This is a genomic window from Streptosporangium sp. NPDC000239, from assembly GCF_040300765.1.
In the GTDB taxonomy this organism is placed as follows: domain Bacteria; phylum Actinomycetota; class Actinomycetes; order Streptosporangiales; family Streptosporangiaceae; genus Streptosporangium.
On the sequence record NZ_JBEPEI010000001.1, the window covers coordinates 1,142,455 to 1,155,692 of the forward strand.

The 13,238-nt window shown below is 71.2% G+C and carries 14 protein-coding genes; 7 read left to right on the forward strand and 7 right to left on the reverse strand.

Annotated features, from left to right (window positions below):
- The first annotated feature begins 171 nt into the window (after positions 1–171).
- Positions 172–381, forward strand: coding sequence for a hypothetical protein (locus ABT340_RS05250; RefSeq protein ID WP_352009382.1), 210 nt, complete (start codon positions 172–174; stop codon positions 379–381).
- A 3-nt stretch (positions 382–384) separates the two neighbouring features.
- Entirely contained in the window at positions 385–729 is a 345-nt protein-coding gene (locus tag ABT340_RS05255) for a DUF1036 domain-containing protein (protein ID WP_352009383.1), read from the forward strand.
- 206 nt (positions 730–935) lie between these two features.
- Here the strand turns inward: ABT340_RS05255 and ABT340_RS05260 are convergent, their stop codons facing one another.
- From ABT340_RS05260 to ABT340_RS05270, 3 genes are read right to left on the reverse strand one after another with little or no spacing between them, the layout of a single operon-like run.
- Positions 936–1,715 carry an ABC transporter ATP-binding protein gene (locus ABT340_RS05260; RefSeq protein WP_352009384.1) on the reverse strand — a complete coding sequence of 260 codons (780 nt, stop codon included), beginning with the start codon at positions 1,713–1,715 and terminating at the stop codon, positions 936–938.
- 6 nt (positions 1,716–1,721) lie between these two features.
- Entirely contained in the window at positions 1,722–2,510 is a 789-nt protein-coding gene (locus ABT340_RS05265) for an ABC transporter permease (RefSeq protein ID WP_352009385.1), read from the reverse strand.
- Between the two features lies 1 nt (position 2,511).
- On the reverse strand, positions 2,512–3,387 hold the full coding sequence (locus ABT340_RS05270) for an ABC transporter permease (protein ID WP_352009386.1): 876 nt from the start codon (positions 3,385–3,387) through the stop codon (positions 2,512–2,514).
- Between the two features lie 182 nt (positions 3,388–3,569).
- Between ABT340_RS05270 and ABT340_RS05275 the strand changes: the two genes are divergently transcribed.
- Positions 3,570–5,204 (forward strand): protein kinase domain-containing protein, encoded by a 1,635-nt coding sequence (locus ABT340_RS05275; RefSeq protein ID WP_352009387.1) that lies wholly within the window; start codon positions 3,570–3,572, stop codon positions 5,202–5,204.
- 57 nt (positions 5,205–5,261) lie between these two features.
- Positions 5,262–6,077, forward strand: a complete 816-nt coding sequence (locus ABT340_RS05280) for an ABC transporter ATP-binding protein (RefSeq protein ID WP_352009388.1) — start codon at positions 5,262–5,264, stop codon at positions 6,075–6,077.
- Positions 6,078–6,109: 32 nt separating this feature from the next.
- On the opposite strand, the gene ABT340_RS05285 is transcribed toward ABT340_RS05280, so the two are convergent.
- Positions 6,110–6,397 carry an HU family DNA-binding protein gene (locus tag ABT340_RS05285; protein WP_184714124.1) on the reverse strand — a complete coding sequence of 96 codons (288 nt, stop codon included), beginning with the start codon at positions 6,395–6,397 and terminating at the stop codon, positions 6,110–6,112.
- Positions 6,398–6,710: 313 nt separating this feature from the next.
- Complete coding sequence (locus ABT340_RS05290) at positions 6,711–6,884, reverse strand: hypothetical protein (RefSeq protein ID WP_352009389.1); 174 nt, start codon at positions 6,882–6,884, stop codon at positions 6,711–6,713.
- 160 nt (positions 6,885–7,044) lie between these two features.
- Between ABT340_RS05290 and mihF the strand changes: the two genes are divergently transcribed.
- Entirely contained in the window at positions 7,045–7,365 is a 321-nt protein-coding gene (mihF, locus tag ABT340_RS05295) for an integration host factor, actinobacterial type (protein WP_352009390.1), read from the forward strand.
- A gap of 152 nt (positions 7,366–7,517) precedes the next feature.
- Here mihF and aceA read toward each other — a convergent pair whose 3' ends face one another.
- Complete coding sequence (gene aceA / locus ABT340_RS05300; RefSeq protein ID WP_352009391.1) at positions 7,518–8,810, reverse strand: isocitrate lyase; 1,293 nt, start codon at positions 8,808–8,810, stop codon at positions 7,518–7,520.
- Between the two features lie 226 nt (positions 8,811–9,036).
- On the opposite strand from aceA, the gene ABT340_RS05305 reads away from it, so the two are divergent.
- Positions 9,037–10,506: a helix-turn-helix domain-containing protein gene (locus tag ABT340_RS05305; protein ID WP_352009392.1), complete on the forward strand. Its 1,470-nt coding sequence runs from the start codon at positions 9,037–9,039 to the stop codon at positions 10,504–10,506.
- On the opposite strand, the gene ABT340_RS05310 is transcribed toward ABT340_RS05305, so the two are convergent.
- A complete protein-coding gene (locus ABT340_RS05310; protein ID WP_352009393.1) occupies positions 10,491–12,146 on the reverse strand; it encodes a hypothetical protein in 1,656 nt (551 codons plus the stop codon). The two genes, ABT340_RS05305 and ABT340_RS05310, sit on opposite strands and share 16 nt — an antisense overlap.
- Positions 12,147–12,276: 130 nt before the next feature.
- Between ABT340_RS05310 and ABT340_RS05315 the strand changes: the two genes are divergently transcribed.
- Complete coding sequence (locus ABT340_RS05315; RefSeq protein WP_352009394.1) at positions 12,277–13,227, forward strand: glucosyl-3-phosphoglycerate synthase; 951 nt, start codon at positions 12,277–12,279, stop codon at positions 13,225–13,227.
- Positions 13,228–13,238: the final 11 nt, after the last annotated feature.

The window sequence follows — 13,238 nt, forward strand, 5'->3', positions numbered from 1 at the left end:
GCACGGACGCGAAAGCCGGGGCGCGGACGGCCCGGGGAAGATCTTTCCGGACTCTGCCCGGAATATGGCGCCGTGGGCGTCGGATGCGCCGGAACTCCTCTTTACACACCCGTTGCGTAACTGTACGTTGTTTACCGATCACCCTACGTGCTCGCGAGACAGAGGTGAGGCATGCCCGACAACGGCACCGAGCGTCGCCCCGACCCCCGGGTGGCGTTCGCCGGAGAGACGGGATCGCGCGTCGGTGAGACCGACGCGCGCCCGGGCGCCGCCGAGGGCGTCACCGCCACGACGGGCGCCGGTGGCCACCTGCCCCCGCTGGCCGAGGAGCGGCCGGACGGCAGGCCGCTGACCCAGCGCTTCGCGGAGCCGGAGGGATAGGTCATGGAGCTGCACTTCCGCAACCGCTACACCGCCAGGGCATGGATCGCGATCATGTTCTACAGCCCGGACGACTGCCGCGACCAGGGACAGTGGGGCACCCGGGGCTGGTGGGCCGTCGACCCGGGAGGTGAGGCCTACGTCCTCAACACGGGCAACCGCTATGCCGCCTTCTACGCCGAGGCCGCCGACGGCGCGGTGTGGACCGGCTCCCACGGCCCGTTCTACGTCTACCGGGACGCCTTCGACTCCTGCCTGAACGTCGGCAGCACCGCCGCGCGGCGGGTCGGCGCCCGCCTGGTCGATCTGAACGGTTACTCCAGCTACTACGTCAATCTCACGGCCTGACCCCGGACCCACCCCTCCAGCCCGGCGTGCGCTCCCATCCCCCTGACCGCTGGGGCGCGCGCGTCGGGCGTCGCCCGCGGTGACGGACGTCCCCGGCTCCGCGCCGGTGCCTGCGCCCCGGCGTCCCGCTCCCCGGCGGCGTCCAGCCGCGGGCCGGTGACCGGCCCGTTCCCAGAGCGGGCCGGTCACCGTCCCCGCGACGACGCTCAGCCGGACGGTTCCGCGGCCGGCGCGGTTCCGCCGGTGTAGAGACGGGCGACCACGTCCTCGATGGACTTCTCCTCGGGAACGGTCGCGCGCAGGTCGTCGAGGGTGCCGTCGAACGTCAGGCGGCCGTGGTCGATGAGCATCACCCGGCGGCAGAGCCGCTCGATGTCGCCCAGGTCGTGGGTGGTGAGCAGGACGGTGGTGCCGTGCTCGGCGTTGCGGCGGCTCAGGAAATCCCGCATGGCGGCCTTGCTGACCACGTCCAGGCCGATGGTCGGCTCGTCGAGCACGAGCACGGCGGGGTCGTGCAGCAGGGCCGCGGTGACGTCACCGCGCATGCGCTGCCCCAGGCTGAGCTGGCGGACCGGGGTGGTCATGAAGGACTCCAGGCCGAGCAGGCAGGACAACTCCTCAAGCCTCTCCCGGAAGGCAACGCGATCTACTTTGTAAAGGTGCCGGATCAGTTCGAAGCTGTCCCGCAGCGGCAGGTCCCACCACAGGGTGGTCCGCTGGCCGAAGACCACGCCGATCCTGCGCGCGAGAGCCGTACGACGCCGGGCCGGGTCGAACCCGGCCACCTCGATGCGGCCCGCGGTCGGCGCGAGAATGCCGGTGAGCATCTTGATGGTGGTCGACTTGCCCGCGCCGTTCGGCCCGAGATAGCCGACGAACTCCCCGGCCCCGACCGTGAACGACAGGTCCCGTACGGCGTGCACCGTCTTACGCGCGCTGCGGCGGCCGACGGTGAACGAGCGGCCGACTCCCTGAACCTCGATCATGTCGTGTCAGCTCCCTGTCGAGCGGTAGCGGCGGACGCCCGCCCGCCAGGCGAACGCGGCGACGGCGGCCAGCGTCAGCGCGGCGAGCGGGGAGGCGAAACGCAGCCAGTACGGCAGGCCGAGCGGGTCGGGCCGGTCCAGCACGAACAGTGTGGGCTGCCAGTTCACGAAGGCCAGTGGCACGACGAAGGTGACTCCTCTGACGAGGTCGCGGCTGTAGACGTTCAGCGGGTACTGGGTGAGCGCGTTGCCGCCGTAGGTGAAGGCGTTGGCCACCTCGGGCGCGTCGGTCAGCAGGAACTGCGCCGCGCCGGCCAGGGCGAAGAGAGAGGAGAAGATGACGATTCCGCACAGGATCATCGGCGGGATCGCCCAGGCCCTGTTCCAGGGCAGGCCGAGTCCCGGCAGGGCGATGGCGAGCACGACCGCGGCCTGGGTGACCCTGCCGAAGCGGTGCACACTGAAGCGGTCGACGGCCATCTGGACGAAGGCGCTCGCCGGACGGATGAGCATGGTGTCGAACCCGCCCGTCCTGATGTGCTGGCTGAGCCGGTCCAGGTTGCCGAAGAGCATGTCGCTCACCCCGAAGGCCAGGCTCGACGTGCCGTACAGGAACATGACCTCGGACAGGCCGAATCCGGCGAGCGAGGGGGTGTGTTCGAAGATCACCCAGATCGCCAGGACGTCGAGCATGTTGATGGCGAACGAGCTCACGGCCATCGTGATCAGCGGCCCCGGATACTGGGCGGAGGCCCGCAGCCAGGTCCAGGCGAGCAGGAGATAGGTCCTGACCATGTCAACCACCCTGGATCACGACCTTGCGGCGGGCGGCGGAGGTCGCCAGGGCGCCGAGGGCGAGCAGGGCGACCGCCCAGGCGGCCTGGAAGCCCAGGGCGTCGAGGATGTCGCGCTTGCCGAGATAGAGGTCGGCGGGGACCTGGACCATCGCCGACCAGGGCAGCACGCGGGCGAGGTCGCCGAGCCAGCCGGGGAACAGGTTCAGCGGCAGAACCATGCCGCTGAAGAAGAACGTCAGGACCAGTGACAACGACTGCGCGCCCCTGTCGTCGACGAGCCAGCAGGCGGAGAGCGCGATGAGGTAGCGCCAGGCGAAACTGACGACGACCCCGAGTGCGAAGCCCGCGGCGAAGGAGAGCCAGGCGGCGGGGCCGGGGGGCAGGACCAGTTCGAAGAGCACCGCGCCGACGACCGTCGGCGGCAGGCTGCGCAGCAGGAACAGGTGGGCGGCCCTGCCCACGTCGTCGGAGAGACTCCACAGCTGTAGCGAGGCCGGACGGACGAGGTCGACGGCCACGTCTCCGTTGCGCACGCGTTCGGCCAGCTGCAGACCTCCGCCGAAGACCTGCATCGGCCCGATGAAGGCCTGGCTGAGGAAGCAGAAGGTCACGGCGTCGGCGAGGTCGTAGCCCGCCAGGCCGGGCCGGGCGGTCCACAGGGCGATCAGCACGTAGGCGCGCAGGATGCCGAAGACGGTGTTGGTGAAGGCCCCGGCGAGGGCGGCGGACCGGTAGGCGAAGTGGCGGCGGAAGCCGTACCAGGCGATGTGAAGGTAGAGAAGGAAGGCGGCCTCCCCGGGAAGCGTCGGGACAACCGTCCTATCGTTGTCGCCGATCTTGATCGGGGCAACGGGTTTTTCCGTCTCCTCGGTCACATGGCGTCACAGGTTGATTACCGTTAGGGATGATTCCCCTTACCTTTCGCATCCCTTAGGTCTGGGGCGCGGGCGGCGGGCTCCCGGGTTCGTCACAGTGTGTGTGCCGCATCGCGTACACGAGAGGTTCAACCAGGATGGCACGTGGCGGAACTGGTCCCAGGTACGGCATGCCGCCCGGCGTGCGGCCCCTCACGTCAGGAGATCCGATCGCGGTCGGCGGCCACCGGCTGCTCGGACGGCTGGGGGCCGGGGGCATGGGCGTGGTCTACCTGGCCGAGCGTCCGAACGGGGACGTGGTCGCGCTCAAGACCCCGCACCCGGCCCACCTCGGCGACGTCACCCTGCGCGCGCGTTTCGCCGAGGAGATCGTCAACTCCCGGCGGGTGGTGCCCTTCTGCACCGCGCGGGTCTACGAGGACGGTGTGGACGGCGACCGCCAGTACCTCGTCTGCGAGTACATCCCCGGTCCCGCGCTGTCGGAGGTGATGGCCCGGGTGGGGCCGCTGTCCGCCGACCTCGCCTACGGCGTCGCCCTGGGGGTGGCGGCCGCGCTGGTCGCGGTGCACGAGGCGGGCCTGGTCCACCGCGACCTCAAGCCGGGCAACGTGCTGCTTTCGGAGGAGGGGCCGAGGCTGATCGACTTCGGCATCGCCAGGGGCGTCGACACCCTCGTCGCGCACACCGAGGCGGGGCAGGTCATGGGCAGTCCCGGCTGGGTCGCGCCGGAGCGGCTCACCGGTGGGCCCGCGCTGCCCGCCTCCGACGTCTTCGCCTGGGGATGCCTGGTCGCCTACGCCGCCACCGGCTCCCATCCCTTCGGCGCGGGGGACGCCGAGGCGCTGGCCCGCCGCGTGCTGGCCGATCCGCCGGAGCTGACCGGTCTTCCCGAGAGGCTGCGCCCGGTGGTCGAGGCCGCGCTCGCCAAGGATCCCGCGCGGCGGCCGGGCGCCGCCGACCTGCTCGGCGCGTTGCTCGCCGCGGGAGGGGTCGGCGCCCCGGGGAATCTCCGCGTGGCGGTCGCCGAGGTGCTCGGGTGGATCTGGACCCCGGTGCCGTGGCCCCGGGGCGGGGCGGGGCAGGGGTCGTTCCCGGTGAGGGCGGAAAGCGGGGCGGGCGGGGAGCGCCCCTCGGTCGGGGCGGGTTCCGCCTCCCACCGGGTGGCGAAGACGGTGCCGCAGCGACGGCCGCACCGGACACAGGCGGGTTTCGCGGCGCTGGCCACCCTCGTCATGGCGGCCGTCACGGTCTTGGCGGCGGCCAGGGGAGGGGCCAGGCCGTACGCCGATCCCGAGGTGGGGGAGCTTCCCGCGGTGATCGCACCGGTCCACGGGAGCCCGGCGGAGCGTGCCCGGAGGGAGACGGGGCGGCCCGCCACGCCGAAGGGGCCGCCGCCGCCGACCCCGGTGGCCCCGGGGGCGTCGGCGGTCCCGGTCGTCTCGGCGGTTCCGGCCGCTCCGGTCGCCACACCCACGGCCGGCGTCACGGAGCCCCCTGCTCTTCCGCCCGCCTTCGAGGAGCCGGGGTTCGCCAGACCACAGCACTATCCGAGGCGTTATCCGAGGCTTCCGCGGTGGTCGCGGCTCCCGCGGTGGACCAGGGAAACCGCCGAGGCGGAGGAGCCGGTCGGCTGCGCGGGCACCCTGGACAAGGGCGTGGAGTGCCCGGCGAGCCCGGGTGAGTCCAAGTCGTTCCTCACCCCGGTCCCGCAGGTGGGGGGGAGCGAGAGCGTCGCCCCCGTCACGGGAGGCTCCACGGCGGTGCCGCCGTCCCTCCCCTCGTCGAGCGCGGCGCCCGCCCTCAAGTCCGGGGAGTGATCCCGCCGGGGCGTCCGTTAGGGTGATCGGCGCGTGTCGAGTCGGAGGGGGAGGCCTGTGGGCGGACTCGCGCCGGGTGCGGTCGAGTTGAGCGGCGTCGGTGTCCGGGTGGTCGGTGGGACGTTGCTGGACGGGGTCGACTGGCGGGTCGGGTACGGCGAGCACTGGGTGGTGCTCGGGCCGAACGGCGCGGGCAAGACGACTCTGCTGTCGCTGGCGGCGGCCGTACGGCATCCGACGGAGGGCACGGTGACCGTGCTCGGCCAGCGGCTTGGCCGGATGGACCTGCGGGAACTGCGCCGCCACATCGGCCTGGTCGCCGCGAGCCAGCGGCTCGTCGACGAGGAACTGCTTGAGGAGGAGGGCGCGAGCGCCCACACGGTCGTGCTGACCGGTCACACCGGCACGAGCGCCCCGCTGTGGGACCGTTACCGGCCCGAGGAGCACGAACGCGCCCACCGGATGCTGGGCGAGATGGGCTGCGGGGAGCTGGCTGAGCGGCTCTTCCGGGTCTGCTCGCAGGGAGAACGGGCCAGGATCCGCGTCGCCAGGGCGTTGATGGCCGATCCGGTTCTCCTGCTGCTCGACGAGCCGTTCGCCGGGCTCGACCTTCCGGCCCGGGAGGACCTGATCACCGCGGTGGAGGGCCTCGCCATGACCCGGCCCGCGCTGACCACGGTCACGGTCACCCACCACCTTGAGGAGGTGCCCGCGACCACGACCCACGCTCTGCTGATGCGCGAGTCGCGGATCTGCGCGGCGGGGCCGGTCGAGCGGGTGCTGACGGAGGAGAACCTGTCCGGCTGCTTCGGCAGGCCGCTGCGGGTCGGCCGGCACGAAGGACGCTGGTCGGCTGTGGCCGTACGGAGCTGACGCGGGACCTGCCGGTTCCGCGCCCGGTGGGGTCAGTCCTTCTTGCGCTGGCGGATGAGGCCCATGAACCCCGGGCTCGGCTTGAACCTCGCGGTCCAGGTCTCGGCGATCTCCAGGGGTTCCCCGGTCTGTGGGTTACGGCCGGTCCGTGCGGGTTTGTGGACGATCTCGAAGGAACCGAAGCCTGGGATCGCGACCTTCTCCTCGGCCGCGACGGCTGTCTGGATGGTTCCCAGGATCGCTTCGAGGGCCGCCGCGGTCTGCCTCCTGGTGAGTCCCGCCTCGGCCGCGGCCTTCTCGATCAGCTCGCGCTTGTTCATGGGGACAGTTAACGCCATTCCCCTCATCGTCGGGGAGGTGCCTGCCGTCCCATGGGGGGACGGCAGGCACCTGGGGCCTTCAGCGGTCCGACTGGGCGGCCAGCCGTTCCGCTTCCCCGTACAAGGCCTCGACGAGGATGAGCTCCAGGCGGAGGTCTTCGTCGACGAGGCCGTCCAGAACTTCCATTCGGGCCTCCCACTACTCGGACGTCTCACGGGCCGTGAAAGTTCACACGGGTACCGGATCGGACGTGACCGTGATCTGTGAAACCGCGCCGGGCGTGTGAGCGGCCTCCACCACTCCCGTGTCGTCCTATGTCGCGACGAGCTCGGCGAGATCGACGTGCTCGCCGACCTCGCGCACGTCCAGGCAGTACGCCAGCAGAACCCGCCGTTCGCCGACCCGCCGGGTGACACGCAGGCACGGTCGATCGTTGAGCACGACCGCCTCGACCTCGATGCCGTCCGGCCCTCGCCAGATCCCCATGGAGTCGAGGCTACGAACAGTCAGGTAAGGCCGGGGTAACCAACCGGGCATATCGTGATAGGTCCCGTAAGCCATGTGGTTTGACCGCTTCCGTCGGTGATTAGCCGTTGTGCTCTGGGTAACAGACGGTCTTAATCCAAGTAATCAGGGAGAAATCAACATGGTTCTGCCCAAGCTAACCCCCGAACAGCGTCAGGCGGCTCTCGCCAAGGCCGCCGAGACCCGTGTCGCCAGGGCCAGGCTTCTGGCCGAGGTCAAGGCGGGATCGATCAGTCTTGAGCAGCTGCTCTCCAGGAACGACGAGATCGCCAGGCGCATCAAGGTCTCGCAGGCGCTGCGCGCCCTGCCGGGGATCGGCAGCATCAAGGCGGCCCAGCTCATGCAGCGGGCCGAGGTCGACGAGACCCGCCGTCTCGGCGGCCTGGGAGCGCAGCAGCGGCGCAGGCTGATCAGGGCCCTGGTGAGCGGGACGACGAGCTGAACGACGCCCTGAGGCGGAACACGGCGAAGGCCCCGCCGTACGGACTCGGGAGATCCGTACGGCGGGGCCTCACGCGACGACCTGGTGGCCGGGCCCGCCCGGGGAGCGATCCCATGCCCTGGAGGCGCCCGGGCGGGCCCTTGTCCGAGGGGTCAGTGAGCCGTCTCGAACTGCTCCTCCTCGGTCGAGCCCCTGAGGGCCGTGGTCGAGGAGTCCGGCGCCACGGCCGTGCTGACCAGGTCGAAGTATCCGGTGCCGACCTCGCGCTGGTGGCGGGTGGCGGTGTAGCCGCGTCGCTCCGCGGCGAACTCGGCCTCCTGGAGGCCGACATAGGCGGTCATGCCCTCCTCGGCGTACCTCCTGGCCAGGTCGAACATCGAGTAGTTGAGCGAGTGGAAGCCCGCCAGCGTGATGAACTGGAACTTGTATCCCATGTGCCCCAGCTCGCGCTGGAACTTGGAGATCGTGGAGTCGTCGAGGTGCTTCTTCCAGTTGAACGAGGGCGAGCAGTTGTAGGCGAGCATCTGGTCGGGGTAGACGGTCTTGACGGCCTCGGCGAACCGGCGGGCGACGTCCAGGTCCGGAGTCGAGGTCTCCATCCACAGCAGGTCGGCGTAGGGGGCGTAGGCCAGGCCCCGTGCGATGCAGGCGGCGACGCCGTTGCGGACGCGGTAGAACCCCTCCGCGGTGCGCTCGCCGGTGGTGAAGGCCTGGTCACGGGGGTCGACGTCGGTGGTCAGGAGCGTCGCGGCCTGGGCGTCGGTCCGCGCGATGATCACCGAGGGGACGCCCGCGACGTCGGCCGCGAGACGGGCCGCGTTGAGCGTCTTGACGTGCTGGCCGGTGGGGATGAGCACCTTTCCGCCCAGGTGGCCGCACTTCTTCTCCGAGGCGAGCTGGTCCTCCCAGTGCACGCCCGCCGCACCCGCGGCGATCATGCCCTTCATCAGCTCGAAGGCGTTGAGCACTCCGCCGAAACCCGCCTCGGCGTCGGCCACGATCGGGGCCAGCCAGTGGGGGGCGTCGCGCTCCTCCTCCGACCAGGTGATCTGGTCGGCGCGCAGCAGCGCGTTGTTGATGCGGCGCACCACGGCCGGAACCGAGTTGGCGGGGTAGAGGCTCTGGTCGGGGTAGGTCTGCCCGCCCAGGTTGGCGTCGGCGGCCACCTGCCAGCCTGACAGGTATATGGCCTTCAGCCCGGCCTTGACCTGCTGAACGGCCTGGTTGCCGGTCAGCGCGCCGAGGGCGTGCACGTAGTCCTCGGTGTGGAGCAGTTTCCAAAGCCGCTCGGAACCGAGCCGGGCGAGAGTGTGCTCCTCCTGGACGGAGCCCCGGAGTCGAACCACGTCCTCGGCCGTGAAGGTCCGCTCGGTACCCGCCCAACGAGGGTCGGTCTGCCACTCTCGCCGCAGCTCGTCTGCGGCTCCCTTGAGGCGATCGTTCATCGTCACTCCTTGTCGTCCCCTGGGTGCCTTGCACCGAGTGTGTTCCCCATCGAAAGGGACGAACAGGTCACCGATCGCGAAAGAATCAACTTTATTGCTGTTCTGGCAAGGATTGGCCGTCTTGGGTGCAGAAGAAATTCATAGTTTTCGATATGGACTAGACCAATCCCGGGTTGGGTGCGTGGGTGCTTGAAATATCTCTCGAAATTTCGTTTAGCATCGTGGTATGGCATCGCTCGTCGGAGAAGAACCGCTGTCCTTGACGCAGGAGCTCGACCTCATCGCGTTCGGGCAGCGGCTGAGACACCTGCGCAAGCAGCGCGGCCTCACCCTCTCCGACCTCGGTGAACGCGTCGGCCGCGCGCCGAGTCAGCTGTCGCTGCTGGAGAACGGCAAGCGCGAACCCAAGCTGTCGCTGCTGAAGTCCCTTTCCGTCGCGCTCGGCGTGCCCGTCGAGGAACTGCTGCGCCGCCAGGCGCCCAACCGCAGGGCCCAGCTGGAGATGGAGCTTGAGGAGGCCCAGCGCGACCCGCTGTACGCCGGACTCGGCCTGGCCAGGCTGAAGGTCTCCGCCCGCGTCCCCAACGACGTGCTCGAACACATCCTCGGCCTGTACGGCGAGCTGCGCTCACGTCAGGCCAGAGGCACCGCGACCCCGGAGGAGGCGCGGGTCGCCAACGCCGAACTGCGGCGCATGCAGCGCGAACGGGGAAACCACTTCGAGGAAATCGAGAAGGCCGCGGCCGAGGCGCTGTCCGCGGTCGGCTACCGTACCGGGGCGCTGTCGCAGGGCACGGTCCAGGCCCTGGTCACCCACTTCGGCTACACCGTGCAGACCGTCCAGGACCTGCCCCGCACGGTGCGCTCCATCACCGACCTGCGCAACCGGCGCATCTACGTCAAGCACGAGCAACTCGGCATGCACACCCCGCGCACGATCCTGCTGCAGACACTCGGCCACCTCGCCCTGGGCCACCACAGGCCCCGCGACTTCGCCGACTTCCTGCGCCAGCGGACCGAGGCCAACTACTTCGCCGCCGCGGTGCTGGTGCCCGAGGCGACCGCCGTGCCCTTCCTCAGGGAGGCGAAACAGGACAGGGCGCTCAGCGTCGAGGACCTCAGGGACGTGTTCGCCGTCTCCTACGAGATGGCCGCGCACCGCTTCACCAACCTCGCCACCCACTTCCTCGACCTGACCTGTCACTTCGTCCGCAACGACGCGGGCGGGATCATCTTCAAGGCCTACGAGAACGACGGCATCGTCTTCCCCGCCGACGAGCAGGGGGCGATCGAGGGTCAGCGGATGTGCCTGCAGTGGTCGGGACGCCAGGTCTTCCGCTCCCCGGACAGGTTCTCGGTCTTCTACCAGTACTCCGACTCGCCGACCGGCACCTACTTCTGCATCGCCCACGTCGACCCCTCGCGGGAGCGGGACTTCGCGATCACCCTGGGCGTGCCGTACCGGGAGTCACGCTGGTTCCGCGGCAGGGAGACGACCAACCGCACCAGGTCGAACTGCCCGACCGGTGACTGCTGCCGCCGCCCGCCCGTCGAGCTGGCCCAGCGCTGGGACGGCTACGCCTGGCCCTCGGCGCGCGGCAACTCCCACGTCCTGGCCGCGCTGCCGCCGGGGTCGTTCCCCGGCGTCGACGAGGCCGACGTCTACGCCTTCCTCGAACGTCACGCCGCGGGCTGATCGCGCTCCAGCACGAGCCAGGGGTTGCCGAAGAACTGGTAGGCGGGCGCCGTCGCCGGGGCGACGCAGCGCAGCGAGCGCAGCACCTCGGCCGGAGGCTCCCCGGCCAGGGCGCGCCGGTGGAACTCCTCGACCAGGCCGTCCCCGACGGGCCTGAACGGCGCGACGGCGGCGCACGCCCCCGCCAGCAGGAACGGCTGGCAGTCACCGGGCTCGTCGAGGAAGACGAACGCGCCACCGCCCATGCCCCGGCCGAGGGACTCGGGGGCCGGGCCGCCCGTGGCGAAGTGCACCACGTCCGGCGGGTCGCCCAGCAGCGCGAGCACCTCGCCCAGCGAGGTGCCGACCTGCCTGGCGCCGAAGGCGGAGACCAGCGGGTGCGGGTGCGGCCCGCCGTGCACGACCGCCATGCCCCGCCCGCCCGCCCGCGCCGGAGGCGGCAGCTCAGGGCGGTTCCCGCCGAGCGGCCAGCGCCCCGTCACCGCCTGGCAGTTCAGGAAACCGGGCAGGGACCGGTCGAACGGATGCTGGAGCACGGCCAGATCCCACGGGACGTGTGGCTCCTGGGACAGGAAGAGCACACTCGGCCGCCGGGGCGACACCCGCCCGGCCACCGCGTTGAGCAGCTCCCAGAACCCCGGCGGGACGTGCGCCGCGACCCGCGCCCCCACCTCCTCCAGGGGCAGGGACTGCTCGGCCAGGCCCCGCCCGAACTCCGAGGCCCGCATGCCCAGCTCGCAGACCTCCGCCTGGTCGGGGGTGACGAAGTGCGGCGACTGGTAGGTCCACCACAGCCGTCCCGGCCGGTCACCGTGGACGACGACCGCCGTGACGTCCGGCGCCTGCCCGGTCTCGGCGAGCCGAACCCGGGTTCCGGCCACCGGATGCGGGGCGTTGTCCCTGCCGAGCAGGCCGGGGGAGTCGAGGACCGCCAGCGCCCGCACACCGAAACCGACCACCTGGCCGCGCACCGCGTGCACCACCTGGATCTGCCTGGCGGTGACCGGCTGCTCCTGCGCCGCGGCGACCAGGCCGACCTTCGCCCTGGGGTACGGCGAGGCCTCGTCTGCGCGCAGCCGTACCCGCCAGCCGCCGGGCGCCTCGAACCCCTCCGCGACGATCTGGATGTCAAGATCGGCAGGTCCGAGCCCGCCGTACGGCGCCGCCCGCCCACCGGGTGCCTCCTCGGCCACCAGGCCGACCTCGACCTCGGCTCCCCAGCCCGCGACGACCTCGGCGGGCGCCTCGATGAGGGGAAGCGGGGGTGCCTGCCCGGCGGCGGACGACTCGCCCTGCCTGCGGCGACGGCGGAAGGCGCCGGTCAGTCTGCCGATCACCGAGCGCGCGGGCCCGGGGGAGGCGCCGGACGGGACGCGGCCGAGCGGGCCGGTGCTCGCGGCCGGAGGCTCCTCCTGCGGGGGCGCGTCCTGGCCGAGCAGCAGGCAGAAGCGTTCCCACGCGGGGCCGTACTGGGAGATGAGGGCGACCACGGCCTCGGCGAGCGGTCCTGGCGGCTGCCCGCCCTCCCCGGCGAGCAGCGGATCGAGCCGGGCGCCGAGCTCTGCCGGAGGCTCACCCGGCATGCCGCCGAGTTCGTCACGGACGGTGCGCGCCGCCCTCATCACGGCCACCGGGTCCATACCGTCCCTCCTCGCTCCGCTCTGAGCCGATCTTCCCACTGCGCGGCGGGTACGGGAGCCCGTACCCGCCGAGAATAGGAGCCGCATAGGGTGATACCCGTGGATTTCGAGGTGCTGGGAAGGAAGGGCTGTGCTGCCTGAGGTGGAGGCATGGCTGGGCAGGCGCACCTCGTCGTCGGATGACTGGTCCCTGCCCTGGTTGCTCAAGGCCAAGGGGAACAGCACGATCAGTGTCGTGCTTCCCGCGCGTGACGAGGCCGAGACGGTCGGTGAGATCGTCACGGCGATCCGGCGCGACCTGGTCGAGAGGACCCCGCTCGTCGACGAGATCGTGGTCATCGACTCACGCTCCGTGGACGAGACCGCGGCGCGCGCCGCGCAGGCCGGGGCCAGGGTGGTCGCCCAGGACGAGATCCTGCCGGACCTGAAACCGCTGGACGGCAAGGGGGAGGCCCTGTGGAAGTCCCTCGCGGTGACCTCGGGCGACCTGCTGGTCTTCGTCGACGCCGACCTGCGTGAGTTCCGCACGTCGTTCGTGACCGGGCTGCTCGGCCCGCTGCTCGACGATCCCGGTGTGGTCTACGTCAAGGGCTGCTACGACCGGCCGCTGCAGAATGTGCAGAGCGGGGGCGGGCGGGTCACCGAGCTGGTCGCCAGGCCGCTGCTCAACCTGCACTGGCCGCTGCTGGCCGGATTCGTGCAGCCCCTGGCGGGTGAGTACGCCGGGCGGCGCTGCGTGCTTGAGCGGGTCCCCTTCGTCACCGGCTACGGAGTCGAGCTGGCGCTGCTGGTCGACCTGCTCGAACTCGTCGGCCTCGACGCCCTCGCCCAGGTGGACCTGGGCAGGCGTGTCCACTCCCACCAGTCGACCGAGGCGCTCGGCGGGATGGCCGCGCAGATCCTGCAGACCGCCTGGTCCCGCCTGGAACGGCACAACAAGATGGTCTCGCTGCACACGCCCTCGCCCCGGCTGGCCCAGTTCCGCAGGGGGGCGCACGGCCACCAGGTGACCGTGCGCGACGTGGCCGTGGCCGAGCGGCCCCCGATGGCCACCGTCGAGGGACGGCGCCCGGCGAAGTGACCGGCCCGCGC

What these genes read in the sequence shown, in the direction of transcription:
- ABT340_RS05250 (WP_352009382.1), top strand. Translation starts at nt 172, where the DNA reads ATGCCCGACAACGGCACCGAGCGTCGCCCCGACCCCCGGGTGGCGTTC.
- ABT340_RS05255 (WP_352009383.1), top strand. Translation starts at nt 385, where the DNA reads ATGGAGCTGCACTTCCGCAACCGCTACACCGCCAGGGCATGGATCGCG.
- ABT340_RS05260 (WP_352009384.1), bottom strand. Translation starts at nt 1,715, where the DNA reads ATGATCGAGGTTCAGGGAGTCGGCCGCTCGTTCACCGTCGGCCGCCGC.
- ABT340_RS05265 (WP_352009385.1), bottom strand. Translation starts at nt 2,510, where the DNA reads ATGGTCAGGACCTATCTCCTGCTCGCCTGGACCTGGCTGCGGGCCTCC.
- ABT340_RS05285 (WP_184714124.1), bottom strand. Translation starts at nt 6,397, where the DNA reads ATGAACAAGCGCGAGCTGATCGAGAAGGCCGCGGCCGAGGCGGGACTC.
- ABT340_RS05290 (WP_352009389.1), bottom strand. Translation starts at nt 6,884, where the DNA reads ATGGGGATCTGGCGAGGGCCGGACGGCATCGAGGTCGAGGCGGTCGTG.
- mihF (WP_352009390.1), top strand. Translation starts at nt 7,045, where the DNA reads ATGGTTCTGCCCAAGCTAACCCCCGAACAGCGTCAGGCGGCTCTCGCC.
- aceA (WP_352009391.1), bottom strand. Translation starts at nt 8,810, where the DNA reads ATGAACGATCGCCTCAAGGGAGCCGCAGACGAGCTGCGGCGAGAGTGG.
- ABT340_RS05305 (WP_352009392.1), top strand. Translation starts at nt 9,037, where the DNA reads ATGGCATCGCTCGTCGGAGAAGAACCGCTGTCCTTGACGCAGGAGCTC.
- ABT340_RS05310 (WP_352009393.1), bottom strand. Translation starts at nt 12,146, where the DNA reads ATGGACCCGGTGGCCGTGATGAGGGCGGCGCGCACCGTCCGTGACGAA.